The sequence below is a fragment of the Helicobacter pylori genome (assembly GCF_001653455.1).
Lineage (GTDB): Bacteria > Campylobacterota > Campylobacteria > Campylobacterales > Helicobacteraceae > Helicobacter > Helicobacter pylori_A.
This window is the reverse complement of the sequence record NZ_CP011486.1, coordinates 664615-688166: the sequence shown is the minus strand read 5'-3', so window position 1 is coordinate 688166 and position 23552 is coordinate 664615. Positions and strand designations below refer to the sequence as shown.

General features: G+C 38.7%; 19 protein-coding genes and 2 pseudogenes. 2 read left to right on the top strand and 19 right to left on the bottom strand.

The window, feature by feature from the left end:
• Positions 1-162: 162 nt before the first annotated feature.
• Together uvrA and AA977_RS07810 are read left to right on the top strand one after the other, a co-directional pair.
• Positions 163-2988, top strand: coding sequence for an excinuclease ABC subunit UvrA (gene uvrA / locus AA977_RS03220; RefSeq protein WP_172796003.1), 2826 nt, complete (start codon positions 163-165; stop codon positions 2986-2988).
• A gap of 71 nt (positions 2989-3059) precedes the next feature.
• Positions 3060-3236, top strand: a complete 177-nt coding sequence (locus AA977_RS07810) for a hypothetical protein (protein ID WP_154811924.1) — start codon at positions 3060-3062, stop codon at positions 3234-3236.
• A 277-nt stretch (positions 3237-3513) separates the two neighbouring features.
• On the opposite strand, the pseudogene AA977_RS03215 reads toward AA977_RS07810, so the two are convergent.
• The 19 genes and pseudogenes from AA977_RS03215 to AA977_RS03125 all read right to left on the bottom strand — a co-directional run bounded on the left by AA977_RS03215 (position 3514) and on the right by AA977_RS03125 (position 23521).
• Positions 3514-3986, bottom strand: a pseudogene (locus AA977_RS03215) (hypothetical protein).
• An 82-nt stretch (positions 3987-4068) separates the two neighbouring features.
• Positions 4069-4344, bottom strand: coding sequence for a hypothetical protein (locus AA977_RS03210; protein ID WP_064434567.1), 276 nt, complete (start codon positions 4342-4344; stop codon positions 4069-4071).
• A 134-nt stretch (positions 4345-4478) separates the two neighbouring features.
• Complete coding sequence (gene flgR, locus AA977_RS03205; RefSeq protein ID WP_064434566.1) at positions 4479-5624, bottom strand: transcriptional activator FlgR; 1146 nt, start codon at positions 5622-5624, stop codon at positions 4479-4481.
• A complete protein-coding gene (locus AA977_RS03200; protein WP_064434565.1) occupies positions 5621-6094 on the bottom strand; it encodes a hypothetical protein in 474 nt (157 codons plus the stop codon). The genes flgR and AA977_RS03200 overlap by 4 nt, the downstream gene beginning before the upstream one ends.
• Positions 6094-8586, bottom strand: coding sequence for a DNA topoisomerase (ATP-hydrolyzing) subunit A (gene gyrA, locus AA977_RS03195; RefSeq protein ID WP_064434564.1), 2493 nt, complete (start codon positions 8584-8586; stop codon positions 6094-6096). The genes AA977_RS03200 and gyrA overlap by 1 nt, the downstream gene beginning before the upstream one ends.
• A 19-nt stretch (positions 8587-8605) precedes the next feature.
• Positions 8606-8992: a diacylglycerol kinase gene (locus tag AA977_RS03190; protein ID WP_064434563.1), complete on the bottom strand. Its 387-nt coding sequence runs from the start codon at positions 8990-8992 to the stop codon at positions 8606-8608.
• Positions 8985-10013, bottom strand: a complete 1029-nt coding sequence (locus AA977_RS03185) for a hypothetical protein (protein ID WP_064434562.1) — start codon at positions 10011-10013, stop codon at positions 8985-8987. The genes AA977_RS03190 and AA977_RS03185 overlap by 8 nt, the downstream gene beginning before the upstream one ends.
• Positions 10014-10022: 9 nt before the next feature.
• The gene (locus AA977_RS03180) at positions 10023-10214 is read right to left on the bottom strand and encodes a hypothetical protein (protein WP_064434561.1); all 192 of its coding nucleotides are present in this window, start codon (positions 10212-10214) and stop codon (positions 10023-10025) included.
• Between the two features lie 204 nt (positions 10215-10418).
• Positions 10419-10919, bottom strand: coding sequence for an acetone carboxylase subunit gamma (locus AA977_RS03175; RefSeq protein WP_064434560.1), 501 nt, complete (start codon positions 10917-10919; stop codon positions 10419-10421).
• Between the two features lie 28 nt (positions 10920-10947).
• The gene (locus AA977_RS03170) at positions 10948-13245 is read right to left on the bottom strand and encodes a hydantoinase B/oxoprolinase family protein (RefSeq protein ID WP_064434559.1); all 2298 of its coding nucleotides are present in this window, start codon (positions 13243-13245) and stop codon (positions 10948-10950) included.
• An 11-nt stretch (positions 13246-13256) separates the two neighbouring features.
• A complete protein-coding gene (locus tag AA977_RS03165; protein ID WP_064434558.1) occupies positions 13257-15398 on the bottom strand; it encodes a hydantoinase/oxoprolinase family protein in 2142 nt (713 codons plus the stop codon).
• A gap of 223 nt (positions 15399-15621) precedes the next feature.
• Complete coding sequence (locus AA977_RS03160) at positions 15622-16623, bottom strand: lipid A deacylase LpxR family protein (RefSeq protein ID WP_033601892.1); 1002 nt, start codon at positions 16621-16623, stop codon at positions 15622-15624.
• Positions 16624-16747: 124 nt separating this feature from the next.
• Positions 16748-18112, bottom strand: coding sequence for a TIGR00366 family protein (locus tag AA977_RS03155; RefSeq protein WP_064434557.1), 1365 nt, complete (start codon positions 18110-18112; stop codon positions 16748-16750).
• 18 nt (positions 18113-18130) lie between these two features.
• Positions 18131-18754, bottom strand: a complete 624-nt coding sequence (locus AA977_RS03150; protein ID WP_064434556.1) for a 3-oxoacid CoA-transferase subunit B — start codon at positions 18752-18754, stop codon at positions 18131-18133.
• The gene (locus AA977_RS03145; RefSeq protein WP_064434555.1) at positions 18751-19449 is read right to left on the bottom strand and encodes a CoA transferase subunit A; all 699 of its coding nucleotides are present in this window, start codon (positions 19447-19449) and stop codon (positions 18751-18753) included. Before AA977_RS03145 ends, AA977_RS03150 begins: the two co-directional genes overlap by 4 nt.
• Before the next feature lie 10 nt (positions 19450-19459).
• Entirely contained in the window at positions 19460-20635 is a 1176-nt protein-coding gene (locus tag AA977_RS03140) for an acetyl-CoA C-acetyltransferase (protein WP_064434554.1), read from the bottom strand.
• Between the two features lie 303 nt (positions 20636-20938).
• Positions 20939-21337, bottom strand: a pseudogene (locus AA977_RS03135) (3'-5' exonuclease family protein); the annotation flags it as partial.
• 92 nt (positions 21338-21429) lie between these two features.
• A complete protein-coding gene (locus tag AA977_RS03130) occupies positions 21430-22302 on the bottom strand; it encodes a CfrBI family restriction endonuclease (protein WP_064434553.1) in 873 nt (290 codons plus the stop codon).
• A gap of 4 nt (positions 22303-22306) precedes the next feature.
• A complete protein-coding gene (locus AA977_RS03125; RefSeq protein ID WP_064435186.1) occupies positions 22307-23521 on the bottom strand; it encodes a DNA-methyltransferase in 1215 nt (404 codons plus the stop codon).
• Positions 23522-23552: the final 31 nt, after the last annotated feature.

Genomic DNA, 23552 nt, shown 5'->3' with positions numbered 1-23552 from the left:
CTTTACATTCCTATCTTTAAAATTGTCTCATAAAATAATAGCATGTTTATCCTTAATCAAGCAAATATTTTTAACTATTACGAACAAGAAATGATAATAAAACCATTCTTTTTTGAAGTATAATAGCTCCTTTTAATCCACTTTCTTATTTTAAGGAAACTCTTGCAAGATAAAACCATGATGGATAAAATCATTATTCAAGGGGCTAGGGAAAATAACCTCAAAAATATTTTTTTAGAAATCCCCAAAAACCAATTTGTTGTTTTTACCGGATTGAGCGGATCGGGTAAATCCACTCTGGCGTTTGACACTTTATACGCTGAAGGGCAAAGGCGTTATTTAGAGAGTTTGTCTAGCTATGCAAGGCAATTTTTAGACAAAGTGGGTAAGCCTAATGTGGATAAAATTGAAGGGCTAACCCCTGCGATCGCTATTGATCAAAAGACCACCTCTAAAAACCCCAGATCCACGGTAGGGACGATCACTGAAATCTATGATTATTTAAGATTATTGTTTGCAAGGATTGGGGAGCAATTTTGCCCCACATGTTCAGAGCCTATTACTTCTATGAATGCGAGCGATATTATTTCTCAAATCTGTCATTTAGAAGAAAATTCTAAAATCATTATTCTAGCCCCTATCATTAAGGATAAAAAAGGCACGTTTAATGATAAATTAGAAAGCTTGCGTTTAAAGGGGTATGTGAGGGCTTTTGTTGATGGGGTGATGGTGCGTTTAGATGAAGAAATCCATTTGCACAAAACCAAAAAACACACCATTGAAGCGGTGGTGGATAGGGTGGTTGTCAATAATGAAAACGCTTCACGGATCGCTAGCGCGGTAGAAAAAGCCCTTAAAGAAAGCTATGGGGAATTAGAAGTGGAAATCTTGCAAGAGAACGCCCCAAGCATTAGGAAGCATTACAGCGAGCATAAGGCATGCTTTAAGTGTAAGATGAGTTTTGAAGAATTGGAACCTTTGAGTTTTTCATTCAATTCGCCTAAAGGAGCGTGTGAGAGCTGTTTGGGCTTGGGGACAAAATTTAGCCTAGATATTAGTAAGATTTTAGATTCTAACACGCCTTTAAATCAAGGAGCGATCAAGGTGATTTTTGGGTATAACCGCAATTATTACGCTCAAATGTTTGAAGGCTTTTGCACTCATAATGGCATTGATACTGCGCTTTGTTTCAATGAATTGGATAAAGAGCAGCAAGACGCTCTTTTGTATGGGAATGGCACTGAAATCAGCTTTCATTTTAAAAATAGCCCTTTAAAACGCCCTTGGAAAGGCATTATCCAAATCGCTTACGACATGTTTAAAGAGCAAAGGGATTTGAGCGATTACATGAGCGAAAAAACCTGTCCTTCGTGTAAGGGGCATCGTTTGAAAGCCTCCAGTTTGAGCGTTCAAGTTGCTGGCTTGAAAATGGCGGATTTTTTAACTAAACCCATTGAAGAAGTTTATCACTTTTTCAATGATCCCACGCATTTTAGCTACCTCAACGAGCAAGAAAAAAAGATCGCTGATCCTATTTTAAAAGAGATTTTAGAAAGGGTGTTTTTTTTATACGATGTGGGGTTAGGGTATTTGACTTTAGGGAGGGATGCACGAACGATTAGCGGAGGAGAGAGTCAAAGGATACGGATCGCTAGTCAAATAGGGAGTGGTTTGACAGGGGTTTTATATGTTTTAGATGAGCCTAGCATTGGCTTGCATGAAAAGGATACGCTCAAACTCATTAACACCCTTAGGAATTTGCAAAAAAAGGGGAACACGCTCATTGTCGTAGAGCATGATAAAGAAACGATTAAGCATGCAGATTTTATTGTGGATATTGGGCCAAAGGCTGGAAGGCATGGGGGCGAAGTGGTCTTTAGCGGGAGCGTAAAAGAGTTATTGCAAAACAACCATTCTACCGCTTTGTACCTCAACGGCACTAAAAAGATCGAACGGCCCAAATTTGAACTCCCTAAAGAAAGGCATTTTTTAGAAATTAAAAATGTCAATATCAATAACATTCAAAATTTAAGCGTTCAAATCCCCTTAAAACAATTGGTGTGCATTACTGGGGTGAGCGGGAGCGGTAAAAGCTCATTGATTTTACAAACCCTTTTACCCACGGCTCAAACCCTTTTAAACCATGCTAAAAAAGCTAAAAGCTTGAATGGGGTGGAGATTGTGGGTTTGGAACATTTGGATAAAGTGATTTATTTGGATCAAGCCCCCATAGGCAAAACCCCCCGAAGCAACCCTGCCACTTACACAGGAGTGATGGATGAAATCAGGATTTTATTCGCCGAACAAAAAGAAGCTAAAATTTTAGGTTATAGCGCGAGCCGTTTTAGCTTTAATGTGAAAGGAGGGCGGTGCGAGAAATGCCAAGGCGATGGGGATATTAAAATAGAAATGCATTTCTTGCCTGATGTGTTGGTCCAATGCGACAGCTGTAAGGGTGCTAAATACAACCCCCAAACTTTAGAAATCAAGGTGAAAGGCAAATCCATTGCTGATGTGTTGAACATGAGCGTGGAAGAGGCTTATGAATTTTTTGCTAAATTCCCTAAAATCGCTGTGAAGTTAAAAACCCTTATAGATGTGGGATTAGGCTATATCACTTTAGGGCAAAACGCTACCACTTTAAGTGGGGGGGAAGCTCAAAGGATCAAATTAGCTAAAGAATTGAGCAAAAAAGACACAGGCAAAACCCTTTATATTTTAGACGAACCCACCACCGGTTTGCATTTTGAAGACGTGAATCACCTCTTGCAAGTTTTGCATTCTTTAGTGGTGTTAGGCAATTCCATGCTAGTGATTGAGCATAATTTAGACATCATTAAAAACGCTGATTACATTATAGACATGGGGCCTGATGGGGGGGATAAGGGTGGGAGAGTCATTGCGAGCGGCACGCCTTTAGAAGTCGCGCAAAATTGCGAAAAAACTCAAAGCTATACGGGAAAATTTTTAGCTTTGGAGCTGAAATAGCTTTTTGCAGGTTTTGTTTGCTTTTAATGATTGCTTAAAGTAATCCGTATACCGAACGCATGGGGGATAGATTGTATAAGTTGGATATTAGCGAAAATAATTTAACAATACAAGAATTAGTAGCCATGCCTTTAAAATTGCATGAAAGTTTGAAAAATGAGAAAATATTAAGGGGGTTAGAGACCAATGGGACACTCTCTAACCATTATAAAGACGGCATCAACTATAGCGTCTCAAACCTAAAATAGTGAGAATGAGCTACCGTTCCTCCTTATAGCTCAATTACAAGAGGTAGGCTTGGGAACCTCTAAACTCACTATTTTTAATCCTACACAAAAATTATTAATAAGGCTCTGTTATCATTAAGTGTTAATCATAAATTATAAAAAATGCTAAAAAATATTTTTTACAATCAATAGTAAAGAGCTTGATTTTAATTGTGCGATAATTTTTGTAGTGCGATCTTAGGGGCTAAAAAATGACTTTTAATTTAAAAAACTAAGAAGATTAAAACCCAACAAGATTTTATTTCTTATTGTTTTCCATCCGCATCATAATCGCTTGAATGGGATCTTTGCCGAGGAGGTTGCCAAACAAAGACCCCCTCAACAACTCGTAAAACACCTTGCTTGTTATTTTAACGGCTGTCCTCTTTGAGTCTTCAAGATATTTGGGGAATTGCCTTTTAACTTCTCTATCAATCATAGACCCCCACTTTTTATAGTGGAATTTGATCAAAAATTCCGTTTCTCGTATCCGCTCTATTTTGTAACTCCTAAACCCAACCTCCAAATACTTTCTCATCAACCACTCAATGTTGTAAGGCCCTCTATCCAAAAAACGCCTGATATTTGTGGAATTGGTTTCATAGTATCATAGTATATGGTAGGCTCGCCATTTTCAAGCAAATCAGCAAGAGTGGTGTTGTTATTATCAATCATAGGGGGCACATAAAACCCTAAACACTCATCAACCCCTAATTCCTTAACGATAAACAATCTGCAATTGATAAAATCACCATTCTTATCGTTAAGAACATCAATGATTTTATAAGAGCTACCATACCCAAAATAGATCGAGTTAGGTTTCTTCTTTATTGGCCTTTAATTCATTAAATTCATCAAAAATACCCGCCATGAGATCATCATCATTTGCAGAATGTAAAGCGGTTTTGCTATCCAATCTAACAATCGTTTCCTTATCCAATTGAACAACCACTTCGTTAGTCTCTTTATCCACTCCAACACCAATCACTCTATAGCCAAACCTATCCACTCTTTTACTCAATTTGTTGCACAACAAACCATGCAACTCCTTGTTTTTTAATTGCTTAACCATAAAATCATTCGCTAACATAAAAACTCCCCATTAATTGAACTTTTATCTTTAAATCTCTTTTTAAATCCCTTTAAGCAAAACTCCCAAATCAAGCGTTTCTAATAAATGCTTTTTTAATAACTTCATGAATTATTATAAAGAAGTTTTACAAACTACCTTTCCAAAAACAAATCTTTCTCTTTTATTTCTTTTTCTTCACTTAAAATCGCTGCCCTTTCCACTACGCCTAAAAGCTCTCGCACATTCCCATGCCAAGAGTATTCCAAAAGGCGTTTTGCGGCGTTTTTTGAAAAAGATTTTTCCCCTAAATGATACGCATCGCACACTTCTTTAAGCTTGATTTCAGCAATGGGTAAAATCTCTTCTGTCCTCTCTCTCAAGGGCGCGATGGTTATAGGCACAATTTGCAAGCGGAAAAACAAATCTTCTCTAAATTCTTTTGAAGCGATTTTTTCTTTCATGTTAGCGTTGGTGGCTGAAATGAAGCGCGCATCAATTTTAACACTCTTATTATCGCCAAGGCGTGTGATTTCTTTTTCTTGAACCACTCTTAAAAGCTTGCTTTGCAATTGAAGGGGCATTTCAGCGATTTCATCTAAAAAGATCGTGCCTTTATTCGCGCTTTCAAAAAGCCCCATTTTAGGAGCTGTGGCGTCCGTGAACGCACCTTTTTGATACCCAAAAAGCTCGCTTTCTAATAAATGCTCTGGGATAGCGGACATGTTGATTGCAACAAAAGGGTGTTTAGAGCGCTGGGAATGTTGGTGGATAAAATGAGCAAAGACTTCCTTACCCACCCCGCTTTCGCCTAATAGCATGACATTAGCGTCTGTGCTTGCGACTTTTAGGGCTTGCCGTTTGCTCTCTTCTAACGCTTTTGAAGTGGCTAAAAAGCTGTGTTTGTGTGGTTTTTTTAAAGGTTTTTCTAAAGGGTGTTTTTTTTGAAATTCTAAAACTTTTTTGGTGCGATAAATGGATTCTAACAGCAATTCTGGTTTAAAAGGTTTTTGGAAAAAGTCTTTCACGCCCAAACGAATGGAATCAATGGCTTTATTTAAGGTTGCATTACCGGTAATCACAATGGATTCATACTTGCCTTCTAAAAGGCGTAAAAATTCCAAGCCGTCCATATGGGGCATGTTAATATCTGTAATGACTAAATCAAAGCTTTCATCAAGTTTCGCTAGCGCGTCTTTAGGGTTTTTAAAACTCACAATCTCTAAATCATCTTGAAGCTCAAAAAAAAGCTCCAGGCTTTTACGCATGTTAATATCATCTTCTACAATAGCGATTTTCATTCTTCTTCCTTTCTAAAAATATCTAAAGACAGTGCATCCCCCACTAAACTCGCTTTAACGCTTAAGGCTTTGAGGTTAAGAATGCTTGTGGTGGTCGTGCCATTTTTATAACTGCGATCATAGTGCGTGATAGCGACTTGGCTTTTTAAAATGCAATCAATGACTTGCTCTTTTTCCTTTTTTAACGCTATTTCTAAAAGGAAGCGCTCTAATTGCGTTTTAAGTAGGGGGTCTTTCAAATTGGGCAAGTTGTGGGTGGTGATGGAGCAATGATAGTCTAAAACATAGGGGGCTGTTTGAATGCGGCTAACGATGGGTTTAGAGACAAAATACTCTTCGCCCATCACTCTAGAATCAACGATTTTCAAGCGGTACGAAATTAAAAATTCTTGATCTTCTAGGGGGCTAAAAGCATGCAAAAAAGCCCCTAAAAAATAAAATAAAGGACACAAGAATAAAAGAAAACGCATCACTCAAACAAATTTTGTGGTTTTTGTGCAGGAGGGGTTTCTAAATTTTCTGGCTCTTCTTCTTTAGGGCAAGAATTGACATACACGACTTTATCAGCGGTGTTTATGAGCTTTACCCCACTGGCATTTCTTCCGGTTTCTCTAATATCTTTAATAGAAACCCTAATCATTTTCGCGCTCGCAGTAAGGATCATGAGATCTAGGTTTTCATCATCTACGCTGATAACGCTCACTAGATTACCGGTTTTTTTATTGAGTTTCATGCCAATGACTCCCTTACCCCCACGATTTTGCTTTCTATACGCTTCGGCTAAGGTTTGCTTGCCAAGCCCGTTTTCACTCACGCTCAAAAGCTTGTTGCTATCATCGCTAACAACGACCGCGCTGACAACAAAATCATTTTCATTCAATTTAATGCCCCTAACCCCATGAGCGCTTCTTCCCATTTCGCGCACATTTTCTAAAGGGAATTTAATGAAAGTTCCAGAATGCGATGCGATGAGCAAATGCTTAGAGTTTTTATCCACTATTTTTGCGCTAACCAATTCGTCATCTTCATCTAAAACAATCGCTCTGATACCACAACTCCTGTTGCTCCCAAATTCGCTCAAATTGGTGCGTTTGACCACCCCATTTTTTGTGAAGAAAGCCAAAGAGCGTTCATCGCTAAAATCTTTAGTGCTTAGAGTCGCCATGATTTTTTCATCCGGAGCGAGCGAGATTAAATTCACAATAGCTTTACCCATAGCGATCCGGTTCGCTTCTGGGATTTTATAGACTTTCAAATGATACAATTGACCCTTATTGGTAATAAAGAGCAAAATATCATGCGTGTTAGCCACAAAAAAGCTTTCAATAAAATCGTCTTCATAAGTGCTGCCTGAAAGCTTGCCCTTACCGCCACGATTTTGCCTTTCATAGACTTTTAAATCCACTCTTTTCACATAGCCTTTATAGCTCATGCTCACGACCATAGGCTCATTAGCGATCAAATCCTCTATGTCAATATTTTCATAAGATTCTTGAATTTCAGTGCGCCTTGGAGAAGAAAATTGCTCTTTGACTTCTAAAAGCTCTGTTTTAACGACCTCATTCAAGCGATCTTCGCTCTTTAAAATGCCATTGAGTTCCTCAATAAGCTCTAGCAAGTTTTGGTATTCTTCTTTGATCTTATCCCTTTCAAGGCCTGTTAAGCGTTGCAAACGCATTTCTAAAATGGCCTTGCTTTGGATTTCGCTCAAAGTGAAACGCTCCATTAGGGCGTTTTTAGCCATTTCGGGACTTTCGCTCGTTTTAATGAGCTGCACGATTTCATCAATATTATCCAGTGCGATCAAATAACCCTCTAAAATGTGCGCTCTGGCTTTAGCCTTTTCTAATTCAAAAATCGTACGCCTTATGATAATGGTTTTTCTGTGGTTTAAGAAAAGGTGCAACAACTCTAAAAGCGTGAAAATTTTAGGCTCTTTGTTATAAATCGCTAGTAAAATGATGCTAAAAGTGGTTTCCATGGCGGTGAGTTTGTAGAGATGGTTTAAGACAATTTCGCTCATTGCATCTCTTTTTAACTCAATCACCACTCTAATGCCCTCCCTATCGCTTTCATCGCGCACTTCGCTAATGCCTTCAATTTGTTTTTCTCGCGCTAGATCGCTGATTTGTTCCACTAATTTGGCTTTATTGGTTTGGAAAGGCATTTCATCTAAAACGATAACCTCTTTATGTTTTGTCTTTTCCACATGCACTTTGGCCCTCACTTTCACGCGCCCTCGCCCTGTTTTATAGGCTTCAACAATCCCTGCCTTACCATAGATGATCCCACCGGTGGGAAAGTCAGGCCCCATAACAAATTCCAAAACTTCATTCAATTCAGCGTTGGGGTTTTCTAAAACATGCACTAAAGCGTCTATGATTTCATCAATCCTGTGAGGGGGTATAGAAGTCGCCATCCCTACGGCAATCCCATTAGCGCCATTGACTAAAAGGTTAGGCAGACGGCTTGGTAAAATATCCGGCTCTTTTAAAGTGTCATCGTAATTAGGCACAAAATCTATGGTGTCTTTATCAATATCCCTTAAAATTTCTTCGCTCGCCTTAGTCATTCTGGCTTCAGTGTAACGCATCGCCGCAGCGTTATCGCCATCAATAGAGCCAAAGTTTCCTTGCCCATCCACCAATTCCAAACGCATGGAAAAATCTTGCGCCATTCTCACTAGCGCATCATAAACCGCGCTATCGCCATGGGGGTGGTATTTACCAATCACATCACCCACAATCCTAGCGCTTTTTTTATAAGCGACTTTGGAAGTAAGGCCTAATTCATGCATCGCATACAAAATACGCCTATGCACAGGCTTTAAACCATCTCTAGCGTCCGGTAAAGCACGCCCTATGATCACGCTCATAGAATAAGCCAAATAACTCTCTTCAATAGAAGAATCAATCCCCACTTCTACAATATTTTTTGTTTCATTGACTAAATGATCTTGCATGTGTCTCCCTAAAATTTAATTACTTCAAATAAAGCGTTAAAAGATAACGCCCCCAAATCAAAGCCCAAAAAATAAGCCCTACCAACTGGGCTGAACTGGCTATGTCTTTGGCCTTTTTAGCTAAGGGGTGGAACTCTGTGCCTGTGAAATCCACAGCCTTTTCAATAGAGCTATTAATTAATTCAATAATCACCGATAAAAAACAAGGCGTAATCAATAGCCCCCATTCTAAAAAATCTTTGGCTAGACAGCTCGCCAAAATGATGCAAAAAAGAGCCAAAATGATAATTTGTCTGAACGCGCTCTCTTCAATCCATGCGCATTTAAGCCCGTCTTTAGAATAAAAAAGGGCTTTAAAAAGGCGTTTAAACCCTTTAGCTTTAGGAGGGACTTTGAAATCACTCATGGCTTATTTTATACGATTTGAAGAAATTTGTGCTAAGACTTTCTAACAAAGCGTTAAAAGTCAGCTTGGTGTTGTCTTTGATTTGGGCGTTAAGAGTGATCTGGGATTGTTTATCTTTAGCCATAGAGACAAAGGCTTGTAAAAATTCTTTAAAATTTTGTTGGAGTTCTGTATCATCTTTAAAATGGGATTGGAACAAAGCCATAAAATATTTTTCTAAAGAAGTCAACACGCTTTCATAAGAAACGCTAGGGGTTTGAGCGCGCAAGCTAAAATAGGGGGAAAAAAAGCCCAAACTCTCTTTATTTTGGTTGTAAAAGGCTTCTAAAAGGTTTTTAAAATGGTGCGCTTGGATAGAAACGCCTAACTTTGGTGCTAAAAAACGCAGTTTGTCTTGCAACTCTTCTATGGCTTTAGCGTCTTTGGAATTTAAGGTTTTAAAAAGAGTTTTAAGAGAGAGATTTTTTGGCATCTCCATTAAACCCTCTTGAAAAAAAGTGTAAGAAAGGATATGGTCGGTATTAGTCAAATCGCATTTTAAATTATCGTTTAAGGTTTTTTCGTCTAAAGCGTTGAATTTTAAAGAGCAGTTCAAGCGCGTGGGCTTGATTTTTTCCAACAAGCTATTCAAGTTTTTTAAAGGGATTTGATTTATTTTTTTCTGGATGGATTGTTCTAAAATAGGGGATTTGATTTGCGAATTGATAGAAAGGATAAGAGAGCTTTTATCTAAAGAATGGAGTTTGATATTTAAATCTTTAAAACCCGCAATAGGGGAGTTTTGAGAATCTAAAAAACTCACTTCTTTAGAAACGCATGCAATTTTAAAAAACCCCTTACATTCAAAGGGAACGCCTGTAATCCCCATGCCTTTGATGTTTGGGCGTTGCTCTAGATAAGCGTTAAGATGAGCGGCTAAAGATTTTTTAACCGACATGCTAGTAAAGAAGATAAACACCCCTAAAAGCACGCAAATTAAAGCCCCAATAACCACGATCCAAGACATGAATTTTTTAGTCAAAAACACCCTTTATTTTATTGAAAGTATAGTGATAGAATCCATAAAATGCGTTTTCTTATTTTTAGAGATATTGACAACATCTTGCAGTAATTTTCCACAATTTTCTTCTTCCCAAGTGTAGTTTTGCTGGTGTACAAGAATAGAAAATATCGTGTTTGTTAGGGCAAAAAAGTCGTTAGTGATGCCTTGTGTTACTTTCATAGTTTTTCCTTGTTAGGTGGAATTAAGATTATACCGAGTATTAAATCAAAAAAAAAGAAAAAGAGCTTAAAATTTTGAAAAAGTCCTAATTTGTGGCTAAATTTGTTGGGATTGAAGAAAAATTTGCTTGAGTTAAGTTATAACCCAAGCTTTTTAATGCACCAAAGAGACATAAAGTCTCTTCATAAAAAGGATTGAGCGATTTTAGCGTCTTTCTGGGGGTTGTATCCCTAGCCAATCTTTATAGAATGTCTCTATATCAGGCTCAAAATCATGGATCACAGGATACCAAGGAGTCGGTGCCTCCACATCCAAAAGAATACCGCAATCCGGACAAATATACTCCCGATACACTTGCCAGTTAGTATCGCTGGCTAAGAGTTTAGGATACACCTCTTCCATTTTTTCTGCCGTGTCGCGCACATAGATATTTGCATGCAATTTCCAATTTTCCTCTGGAGTGCAAAACGCATGACCGCATGAACATTTGATCTCCCACTTTTTTTGAGGATTTTGCACCACAAATAAATGCGGCCCCAAAGGTAAGACTATTTTGTCATCAAAATCCACCTTGTCTTGCAACACATTCAAATACATTTGAAATCTCTCATGATCTTTAGGCATGCTCAGCATTTTTAAGATCGTGTTCCAATCCAAGCTCCCCTCTACTAAATTTTTGATTTGTTCTTGTGTGTATTTTGACATAACCATTCTCCTTTATTTTTTTAAAAACTTATTTCTCATCAACCAACACAACCGTACGTACATCAGGCAATTTGCTCAAATCCATTCTGTATTTAGAGCCATAGGTGAATACACCAAGCTCATCTTCTTGCATAGTCCAGCTCTTTGGCAAGTTCCAGAATTTTTTAAAATCGCTCAAAAACTTTGGCGAAAGATCAAAGCTAGTCGCATACATGTGTTTAACCTGTTTGGAAGCTTCTTTTTCAAGGATAGCGTTTCTTTCTTGCTCCATCCATTGTTTTACCGGTATGGATCTCGCCTTCCTGGTTTCAAGAATTTCTTTTCTTCTGGCTTTCGTTTTAGTTTCATCCCCTACCCAAATGCCGTCTTTATTTTGACTCACAACCGCACCATAAACCTTGTAAGCGTATTCTGGCAATAGCTGTTTGCTGTTTAGATCTTCTAAAATAGCATTCAAATCCCTTTCAATCGGATCGCCAAATCCAGGACCGCCTTTGATGTAGTTCAAATACAAGTCATAATTGTCAAAGCAATTTTCTGTGGTGATGCATTGCTTATCCCTTTTGACTTGAGACGCATGAGAAATATGCTTTTCATAATCTCGATCAGTCGGGTTAAAATCACCGCCCAAAGGCAAGCTGGCGTTATTTTTAATCCTGTTTTCTAAATCGGTGTTGTGCGCTTCAAACCTATAGCCACTAGCTGCTGGATAGCCCCCCATCATACCCCAATCGCTATTCATATAGCCATTACCCATAAAGAACATGGTCCAATCATGCGCACCCCACACCATTCTTAAGGTTTCAAACCCATTACCGCCTCGATATTTCCCATACCCACCGGTATTGGCCTTGACATTCCTGCCTAAATAAAGAAGAGGCTCTGCCATTTCCCAAATTTCAACATCGCCCATATCGCCTTCTGGATTCCAAATAGCTGCCGCATGGTTCAAGCCATCTTTAATTGCACAAGCACCGGTCCCACAAGAACTCGTTTCAAAGCTATTCACCGCATGGATTTCTCCATCCTGGTTGATACCACCGCCTTGCAACCAATTGGAAGTGTTAGCGTTTCCAGAATTGACCTCTTCTAAATACCCTCGGCTGTAATACGCTTGAGACAAGCCTCTCCACAAAGCACTCCAGCCGGATACCAAGAAGTGCCATGCATAAGCATGCCCGGTGCGCCTATCATCTGGATTCATCCAAGTCCCTTTTTTGAGTCTGAATTGAGTTGCAAAATAAGCGCCATCATTGATGCGAGAAGTGGGGATCAATGTTTGAGTCATCATTACCCAAATACCGCTAGTAAAGGACACTTGATTGCAATTAAAAGAGTGCCACCCCCACCTAGACGCACCATCAAAGTCTAATTTCCATGTAGCGTCCTTGTTGATAGTGATTTCTACCGGAGAATGCATGATTGTGTCTAATTTAGCAAACTCAGAGCACACGCCAATATCCTTATGTGCATAAGGCACATCCACAAACGCTACTTTTCTATACTTGCCCGGTATGGTCATGGATTTGATCCTAGAAATAAGGCCTCTTCTTCCTTCTTCAATCACCTCATCAATGAATCGCATGTAAGAATCAATGCCATCTTCTTTAATCACTTCCATCACAAGATCCCTAATCATATGGCATCCTGCAATCCTAGTCCTTTCATCCAAAATCCAATATTTAGGCGTTCTTACTGATCTTTGGGATTCATGCAACCAGTCTTTAAAACTCTCATCATTCGCCCCTGTCTTACGGCAAGTGATCATGTATCCATCCCCAAATCTTTGAACCTGTCCGGTGCTCATCGATCCTGGAGTAACGGATCCGGTATCGATCACATGCGTAACGCCACCTACCCACCCAATCAATTTTTCATCGTGAAAAATAGGCACAAGGGTCATAATATCGCATGGGTGCACATTCCCAATCGCGCAGTCATTATTGGTGAAAATATCCTTATCATTGATGCCGGGGTTATCTTCCCAATCATTCTCTACCATGTATTTGATAGCCGATCCCATAGTACCCACATGGATAATGATACCCGTAGAAGTCAGCACGCTATCGCCCACAGCGTTATAAAGCGTGAAGCACAATTCCCCCTCTTGCTCAACGATAGGGCTTGCAGCAATCCTTTTGGCTGTTTCTCTAGCATGCACGATACCGCCTCTCAATTTAGAAAACATTTTTTCATAACCGATCGGATCGCTTTCTTTGAACTCTAATTTTTCAAGCCCATTATAATAACCTGTTTTTTCTGTCCTGGCTAGGATTTCATCTCTAGCTTGTTTTAAAGTTTTGCCGTTTTTCAATAAATTTGCCATTTGGAACTCCTTTATTTAATTTCTTTCAAGTGGAACAATCGGTGTTTGTCTAACTTTGTCGCAAAGCCTTTGGGTACCACGAATGTGGTTGCATCTGATTCTATGATCGCAGGTCCTATCACTTCATTTCCAGGCAGTAATTTTTCCATTTGCCACACATCTGCATCCACCCATTTCTTATGGCGATAGAATTTCCTAACGCCTATTTTGGCTTCTTTTGAAGGTGTAGCACCATGCTCTTTTTCAACCGGAATCACAGGTTTTTGTGTAGCCACAACCCCACGCATAATTACCCCAGTCACACTAAAGCCAAGCTCTGGAGAACAAGCGGATTCAGAATAAACCCGAGCGTAGGTTTTTTCATATTCTTTGACTATCTCTTCCCAATCAGCCACGCTTTGAGCCTTTGATACAGGAGAAGTGATTTCTAAATCATTCAACTGCCCCATATACTGCATCCGGTATCCAGGTCTTAAAATCACATCTTTTTGAGAAAATCCATTGATTTTAAATTCTTCAATCACTTTTAAAGTCAATTCATCCCATGCATCTTGAATAATTTTGCATGCTTCTTTTTTTGACTCGTCTGAAGAATACTGCGGAATGGCTATATCAACGCTCTTGTCGTATCTGTATTCAAAATCAGCACAAGCGCAACCAAAAGCGCTAAACCCAGCCGCCCACGCAGGCACTACCACATCCTTAAACCCTAAACCTTCTGTATAGCCATAGGTATGCACAGGCCCTGCACCACCATATGAAAAACACACAAAATCAGACGGACTATACCCTTTAGCGCTAATATTGGATCGCAAGTATTCTTTAAGCTCCAAATCAAGCAACTCAATCACACCCGCAGCCGCATCTTCTACGCTAATGCCTAGCGGATCAGCGATTTGCTCTTTAATGTGTTTTTTAGCCCTTTCCACATCTAATTTGATTAAACCGCCTAAGAAATTATCCGGATTCAAATAGCCTAAAACAATGTGACAATCTGTCACCGAAACCGTATCCAATCCGCTGTCTTTCCAACAAGTGCCAACTCTATACCCCGCACTATCAGGCCCTAGTTTGACTGATCGGCTGTGCGGATCAATACGCACAAAGCTCCCTGCACCTGCACCAACAGAATCCATAGCCACAAGCGGTAGAGAGAGGACAAGGCGTGCCATATCAGGGTCAGAAGCGATATTAAAATTGCTCTTAACAATAAGCGCCATATCAAAGCTCGTGCCGCCAATATCACTGCATGCGATATTGTCATAGCCAAGCGTTTCGCCCAGCAGTTTAGATCCAATCACCCCTCCAATAGGACCGCTCACAATCGTCCTAGCGAGCTCTTTAGCTTTCCAACTAATGGTGCCTCCATGCGTTGCCATCACACGAAGATCAAATTTAGCGCCATGCTCTTTGAAGCGGTTGCTGACTTTAGAGAGAGTTTGCCTGCTTGGTTCAGCCGCATAAGCTTCTAAAATGGTGGTGTTCATTCTGTGGCTTTCTTTTCTTTGAGGGTAGTAATCCACAGAAGCGAATACAGGGATATTTTTACCCAATTTTTCAAGCTCTTTGAGTGCAATATCTCTAACGATCCGCTCGCTTTCAGCGTTTTTATGAGATTGCAACAAGCAAATGACAATAGCTTTTGCACCCGCTTCTACAAGCTCCTTAACAGCAATTTCAACATCTTCTGAACGCACCGGAATAACCACTTGCCCCTTGACATCGGTTCTTTCTGTAACGCCTCTAATCCTTTTTAAAGGGATCAGCGGATCATCATATTTGTGCGTGTTAATATGAAGCCTTTCTTCTAGTGCATACCCAAGGTAAGATTGCAACGCCCTACCCATAGAATGCATTTGCTCAAAACCCTTATTGCAAATCAGACCCACTTCCATACCTCTTCTTTGCACGACCCGATTGAGCATCGCCGTGCCTGAATACACACAAGTGAGCAACTCTGGATAAACCTTACTGACATCTGATTTCCAATGCGATAAAGCGTCTTGCGAGCTATTATAAATAGCTAAGCTCTCATCTTCTGGGTTGCTTTGGGCTTTACCAACTACGAAACTACCATTTTCTTTAACAAAAAATGTGTCCGTCATGGTGCCACCGGCATCAATACCCATCACCTGAACTCTTGCGTCTTTCATATTCTACTCCTTTGTATTAAAGTGTTGCTCAAGGCAACCTATTAGAAGTATAGGACAGAATTTAAAATGGAAATCGTTTATTTCAAAATTAATCAATGACAATGTGAAAATTTAGTATTGTAAAGTGAATAATAGTAATAAAATCGCTCCATAAACGCCAATAATACCCATCAAAACCGCTAAAAAGTATCAAATAAAAAGAAAAAATTAAATTTATATCAAATCAAAAGGCGAAATTCAATTCTAAGGTGCCGATTTGATGGTGCTTAGGTTGGGATTGGAAAGTTTTACTAATATCGGTGATCGTAAAAGCCACCCTAAGGCTACGCCACATCATAGCCGCTCCTATTTCGCTAGCATAAACAAAGTATTCTAAGTTGGCAATCCCCCTAGTTTCAGGGCTATTGCCTTGAATGAAAATATTAAGGGGTTGGAAGCGCCCAAAAGCCCCTACAAAAAAATAGATGGAAAACTTATCGCTATAAGGCATGCCCCCATCAAAAGCGGTATTGACCTTATTGACACCGTAATCAGCGTCCAAGTTATACCCAGCCCTAAAGAGCGAGCCTAGTTGGAAATAATCCCTCGCATTGCCCAGCTCCACATTAAACCCAGGCATTAACTCCATAGAAAAAAAACGAGTCTTTAAAAGAGGGACTTTTTTAAGCAATTGGTAATGCAATTCAAAAATAAATTCGTTTTTGAGCTGTGTGTTCCAGCCATAAAATTGGGGGTCATGGCCCCATTTGTGGATAAGACGCTGTGTTTGGGCGGCTAGAGAATCTTGCCCTGTTGTGCCTAAAGAAAGCGTGAACAATTCCATGAAAGTTTTATGGCGGTTATACACATTCAAATTCACCCGTAAATACCCCCCATAAGGGTGGTTGTCATGCAAATGCACTAATTTTCTGTTTTCAAGTGAGGGGGTGTACATGTCTTGAGCGAGAGAAATGCCAAAACGAGTAACCCTAGGGCTTTTGTTAAAAAATCCTAAATACGAAGTCCATTTCATCGCTTTATTTTTAGAAAAATCAAATTCTTTAGTAGAAAAGCCTATTTGATTGCCTGCCGTGTAATACTCATCAATATAAGGATTGATATAGCCATCATTTTCAGTCATTATATTGATAGAATAGCGTTTAGAGGGCGTTAATGGGGTGGGAATATCCTCTTTTGCCCATGCAAACATTCCTAACAATAAACATAAAATAAATTTGAAAAACAAAACACTTCCTTGATGGGTGATAGGGTTATTGTAACGAAATAAGCCTTAATTATAGGAGCGTTTAAGGAATAAAAAGAAAAAACTTTTCACGCCATTTCAAAGAGTGCGGGTTTAGATAAAAAACTCACACTAAAAAATAAAACACCCCACACACGACTAAGCCTACAAAAATTAAAGTCAAAACGCAATACCCCATAATGTCTTTAGCGCCCAAACCAGCGATCGCTAATGCAGGCAAAGCCCAAAAAGGCTGTATCATATTCGTCCAAGCGTCCCCCCAAGCGATAGCCATAGAAACCACGCCCGGATCCACCCCCAAACTTTGCCCTGCAGGGAGCATGATAGGAGCTTGAATCGCCCATTGCCCCCCACCAGACGGGATGAAAATATTGACAATCCCTGCGCTCAAAAAAGTCATGAGCGCGAAAGTTTTTTCATTAGCGATGTGCGTGAACGCTAAAGAAAGCATTTGCGCTAAAGAATGCCCCCCTTCACTATGCCCTGCCATCATTCCCATAATCCCAGCATAAAAAGGGAATTGGAGCAAAATCCCCGCCACGCTCCTAGTGGAATGGTTAATCGCTTTCACATAAGCTAAAGGGGTTTTATGGAGCAAAATGCCTAAAAAAAGGAAGATCGTATTGACAATGTTTAAACTAATCCCTCCCCCTTTAAAAAAATAAACACCAAGATACCCAAAACCCAAAAAAACCAAAAGATAAGAAAGCAAGGCACTGTTTTCCAAAAAATGCGCAATCGTTTTGTCTTTTTGGTGATCAATGAGTTCAATCTCTTTGTACTCATCTTTTAAAAGCTTTGCATCAATCTCAACAATCTCCTCTTTTTTAGGGTGGATTATTGCCATTAAAAAGGGTAACCCTATAAGAATGATCCCTATAATGATCAAATTATAAGCGGAAAAAATCGTTTCGCTAATGGGGATAGCCTTTTCAATCACCCCAGCGCTGATTTTAGACAAATTCTCATTTTGGGTCGCAACGCTTAAAGGGATTGAGCCTGACAAACCGCCATGCCAGATCACAAAACCCGAATAAGCGCTAGCGATAAGCAGTCTGTAATCCACCCCTTTAACATTTTTAGCGATCTCTTTTGCAAAAATCGCGCTAATCACCAAGCCAAAACCCCAATTGATCCAATTAGCGATTAACGATAAAAAAGTAACCAACAATAGAGCCGTATAATACCCTTTCGGTAAAGACGCCAGATATTTTAAGAGTTTTTGGACCAATTTAGCGCTAGCCAAAGCCTGACCTAGCACCAAAATAAGAGCCATTTGCATAGAAAAGCCTAAAAGCGTCCAAGCGCCATTCCCCCAGCTAGAAATCACAGACGATGCATCTTGCCCTGTCAAACAATAAACAAGAACAAACACAATGAACGATAGAAGAGTCACTAAAACAAAGGAGTCCGGCAAGCATTTAGAAGCCAAAAACACGCACGCTGAAGTCAAATGCCTTAATAAAAACATAAACACCCCTTTTATAAACTACAAGTGCACTTCAAATTCAGCTTCTGTCTTTTCCTTAACTTGATCAACGCTCACCCCCTCTTGCAATTCCACTAATCTCATGGCGTTATTGGAAAACTCAAACACCGCTAAATCCGTTATCAATTGATGCACCACGCCTTTTCCCGTTAAAGGCAATGAGCATTCTTTTTTCACTTTAGATTCCCCGTATTTGTTGCAATGCTCCATGATGACAATCACTTTCTTAGCGCCATGCACAAGATCCATAGCCCCTCCCATGCCTTTTATGAGTTTTTTAGGGATCATCCAATTCGCTAAATCCCCATTTTGCGAGACTTCCATGCCCCCTAAAATCGCTAGATCAATATGCCCCCCACGAATCATGGCAAACGAATCTGCACTATTGAAAAACGAAGCGCCCGGCACCACGGTTATGGTTTCTTTTCCTGCATTGATAAGATCTGCATCAACGCCCCCTTCTAAAGGGTAAGCGCCAATCCCTAACAACCCGTTCTCGCTTTGGAATACGATATTCATCCCACTCACTTCATTAGCCACCAGCGTGGGCAAACCTATCCCTAAATTCACATACATGCCCTCTTTTAATTCTTTTGCCGCTCTTTTAATGATAGCCTCTCTCATTTCGCACTCCTTGTGGTGATTTTTTCTATGCGTTTTTCAAATTTCTCGCCTTTATAAATGTGTTGCACATAAATTCCTGGCAAGTGTATTTCATCGGGGTCTAACTCCCCAGCCGGAACGATTTCTTCCACTTCAGCGATGCATATTTTTGACGCCATCGCGCACAAGGGGTTGAAATTCCTAGCCGTTTTTCTAAACACCAAATTCCCAAGAGTGTCGCTTTTATAAGCTTTAATAAGCCCATAATCGCCTGTTATCGCTCTTTCTAAAATATATTCTTTGCCGTTAAACTCCCTTGATTCCTTGCCTTGAGCGATCAGAGTCCCAACACCGGTTGGGGTGTAGTAAGCGGGTATCCCAGCCCCTCCAGCGCGCAGATTTTCAGCGAGCGTGCCTTGTGGGGTCAAAACGACTTCAATTTCTCCGTTCAGCATTTGTGATTCAAAAATCTTATTCTCCCCCACATACGAAGCGATAATCTTTTTAATCTGTTTTTTTTCTAAAAGAATGCCCAGCCCAAAGTCATCAACACCGCAATTATTGCTCACCACAATCAAATCTTTGATGCCTTTTTTATAAATATAATTAATGGCGTATTCAGGTATCCCGCACAACCCAAAACCACCCACTAAAATGGTATCCCCATCTTTTAAGCCACTCAACCCTTTGTCTAAATCCGTTATAACCTTATTCATCTCATTCTCCTTATTTTTGTTCAACTACCACTGATATTCCTTGCCCGCCACCCACGCACAACGACGCGCAACCCACGCCATGCCCATTTCGCTTCATTTCATGCAAAAGGGTAACCAATATCCTAGCGCCGCTCGCTCCAATAGGATGGCCAATCGCTATCGCGCCGCCATTCACATTCACGATATTGGGGTTGAGTTCAAGCTCTTTTAACACGGCTATACTTTGCGCGGCGAAAGCTTCATTGAGTTCAAAAAGATTGATGTCGTTGATGTTCATTTTGACATTTTTAAGGTTGTTTTTAATCGCAATGCTTGGGCATATACCCATTATATCTGGACTGCAACCGCCCAAACCAAACCCCTTGATAGTGGCCATGACTTTTAGCCCTAACTCTTGCGCTTTTTTGGCGCTGCATAAAACCACTACGCTAGCGCCATCATTGATCCCTGATGAATTTCCTGCTGTTACCGATCCGTCTTTTTGGAAAGCAGGTTTGAGCTTTGCAAGGGATTCTAGCGTCGTTTCTCTAGGGTATTCGTCTTCTTTGAAAACAATCGTGCCTTTTTTACTCGCTATTTCAATGGGAGTGATTTCTTCTTGGAATTTCCCTGCATTGATAGCGGCTCTTGCTTTGAGTTGCGATTGGAGCGCGAACGCGTCTTGTTCTTCTCGGCTTATGTGGTATGCTTTAGCGATATTGTCTGCGGTGATCCCCATGTGGTAATCATTGAACGCATCCCATAGCCCGTCATGTATCATGGAGTCTATCATGTTTGCATTCCCCATTCTCTTTCCCTCTCGCATGTCAAACGACAAATAAGGCGCTGCACTCATGTTCTCCACGCCACCGCACACCACCACTTCATCGCGCCCAAGCACAATGCTATCATGCGCTAACTGAATGGCTTTCAAGGACGATCCGCAAACCATATTAACGCTAAAAGCATGCCGATCATTAGGGATGCCAGCGTCTAGTTGGATCTGTCTGGCGATATTTTGACCCAAACCAGCGCCTAAAACATTGCCTAAAATGACAGAATCTACATCATTTGGCTCAAGTCCGCTCGCCTTCAAAGCGTCTTTAAGCACGCTAACGCCCATTTCTCTAGCGCTCACATTTTTTAGAGAGCCTAAAAAACTCCCTACAGCACTACGCTTTGCCGCCACTATAACCACTTCATTCATGTCTTTGCCTTTAAGTTGATTTACTCAGTTCATGGTATCACTTTTAGGTGATTGACACCCTAACAGGTTTGATTTTGTTTTAGGTTTTATTTTGGATTAAGGGCGATCCGTTTATTTTTTTCACAAAAATATTATTCTTATCGTTCAATGATTGTTGCACAATTTTTTACATTCAATACAGATTGGTTTAAAAATATAAATTATTAGCTTTTAGACTAAATTATTTATTATAGATTAAAAGTTTTATTAGCGTGCAAGTTGGCATAAATGCCTATAAGGTTTTAATAGGGGTTTAATAGAGGGTTAAACAAACTCCCTAATTTCTTTTTCTAAAGCGTTGATAAACACGCTTGAATAAGATTTTTCCTTAGGGAATTTTTCTAAAAAATCGCTCAGTAACCCAAGGTATTGTTCCTTATTTAAAGCCCCTTTCAACACTTCGTATTTTAAAAAAAGCCAATAGGTGTTAAGTGCATCGCTTTGGCAATAGCTATCAATAGTGTCTTTTTTCTCCTTTTGGCTTAAATCAGGGTTATAATAAATCTTATGCACTAAATCCCCACTCACATCAAATTTACCAGGAATATTCGTCATGGAGCAAATACCATTCAAATTCAACCCCCTAACCACCCCATGATGGCTTAAGCTATCCATTAAATCCAAATGAAACTGCTCGCTATAACGGGAGCGGTAATTTTCCCATAATCATAAAAAAAAATATTTTTAGGGCTTTAAAAAATAATAAATAATTTTTCTAAAATTCACAATATTTTAAATAATAGAGTATAGATTTGTTATAGGTAATTTATTAATGGTATATCTAAACGCTTACAGAGCTTTTTAAAATCTAATATAATATTGGAATTATTTTTTAGGGCTAAATAAACAATATTTAAACTTTCAAGCTGTTGTTTATTTTGTTCACTTAAGGTGTAAGCTATAAAAATATCCGTATCTCTTGCAATGACTGCATCAGCACTTTCGGGATTGCCTTTACTCATTAATTTAACTTCTACCCTATAAACTTTACTCCTATCCTTGTTATAAAGTTTAAAATCTACTTCTCTATCATATTCTAATTTTTTGTCTTTTTTAAAATTAGTTGCGTCAATATGACTTTCTAAAATACCACAACGCTTACACAATTCCAACATTAAAGGCTTTTCAATTCTTTTTCCTATCATAGAATATGCACTTCCTCTTAAAGCAATTTTCTTGGTTGCTAGGGCATTAATGATAAGCAAGCTTTCTTTTAAGTCTAAATTAACACTAATATCTTTATAGGTAATTTTAATATTGATACCTAAATCTTTCATGTTGTCGTTTTCTAAATTTTGCAATATTTCATATAGATATTTTAAATTATTTTGTGCAATATCTAAAACAACTTCTTTAGTAGAAGTCCCATAAGTATTAAAAATAGTTTTGATATTGGTTCCACACAAAATGGCTATATCTTTTGGATCTTTGTTATCCATAACATATTGCTGATACCAACTAAAATTTATAGATTTATCATGCATTTTTGCGTAAATAATATCTTTAAAAAAAGATATAGCAAAATCTAAAAATTCTGTGTTAATAGTGTTTAAAACTACTTCTCTATAATCTTTTCCTTTTAAGAGTAAATCAATCGTATGATTTAAAGCTAATTCATTAAAATTCATTTTTTTAGATTTCCTTAAAACCAAGTTTGATTAGATTTTGAGCATATTTTGGATGTTGTTCACATAATAAAGGAATGCGTCCCATAGATTTTGCAACTATTCCAAAAGTACCACTACCGGCAAAAGGGTCGCATACAACTTCATTTTCAAAAGAATAATAATTTAGAACTCTTTCACAAAGACTTTCGGGGAATACTGCCGGATGGTCTTTACTAGACTTTGGAGCAATATACCAACAATTAGTGGTTTCTATAGGCAATTCTTTTTTTCCAAATAAAGTATTATTTTGTTTATTTGATTTTAATCGTTTTTCAGCCATTTTAATATTTTTATCTAGTAGGAAAGGGGCTTTTTTGCGATAAACCAACAAACTTTCACTCACACAATTAGGTTTGTATCCCAAAGGTTTTTTATTTTGTAAATACCCTCCAATACGATTAGGCACGCTAAAATCAGGTTTAATCCATAAAATTTCATCTACAAAGTAAAATCCATTGTCAATTAAAATTTGATGGAAATCAAAATGAATAGGGTAACGCACACTTTCAAACTCACGCCCAGCTCTCTTAGTAATCACAGGCGAAACATTAATGATAATAAAACGCCCTTCTTCTAGCACTCTAAAACAAGCCTTTAAACTTTGCGACATAGCACTTAGATAATCTTTGTAATTTTTATAATTATTATAAATTCTAGCATTATAGTAAGGTGGGGAAGTAAAAATAAGATTAATGGAATTAGGAGCAATTTTATTGAGCGTTTGTGCATTATCTCCAACTAATAAAGAAGGTTTTTCAATAATATTTTCTGTAATTTTTAAAGATGATTTTTTAGTATGGCGGTAGTCATAGTATTGTTTCATTTTTTGCATGTTTTCATTTTGATAGTATTGCAACAAGTCATCGCATAATTTTGCAAATCGTATATCCTTAGACTTATACAAAGCAGTGCGTAAAAATTGATAAATGACTTCCATGTAATGTTCTTTAAAAGCTTCTTGCTTTAAGAAAATATAGATTGTATCATCATCAAGTTGCCTACCAATAGAGCTTGCTATCTCTCTTTTTAGATCAACATTTAAATCTTGTTTAAACAATTCTAGTAATTTGTTTAAATGGTCTTCGCTAGGGTGAGAACCCATATCCTTAATGTGTTTAATTGTGTAAAACTCAAAATTTTTAATAAAACCATATGGTTTATTTTTTGATATTGTAGGCATAAAATACTCTTTATTAAAAATGTTAGATATA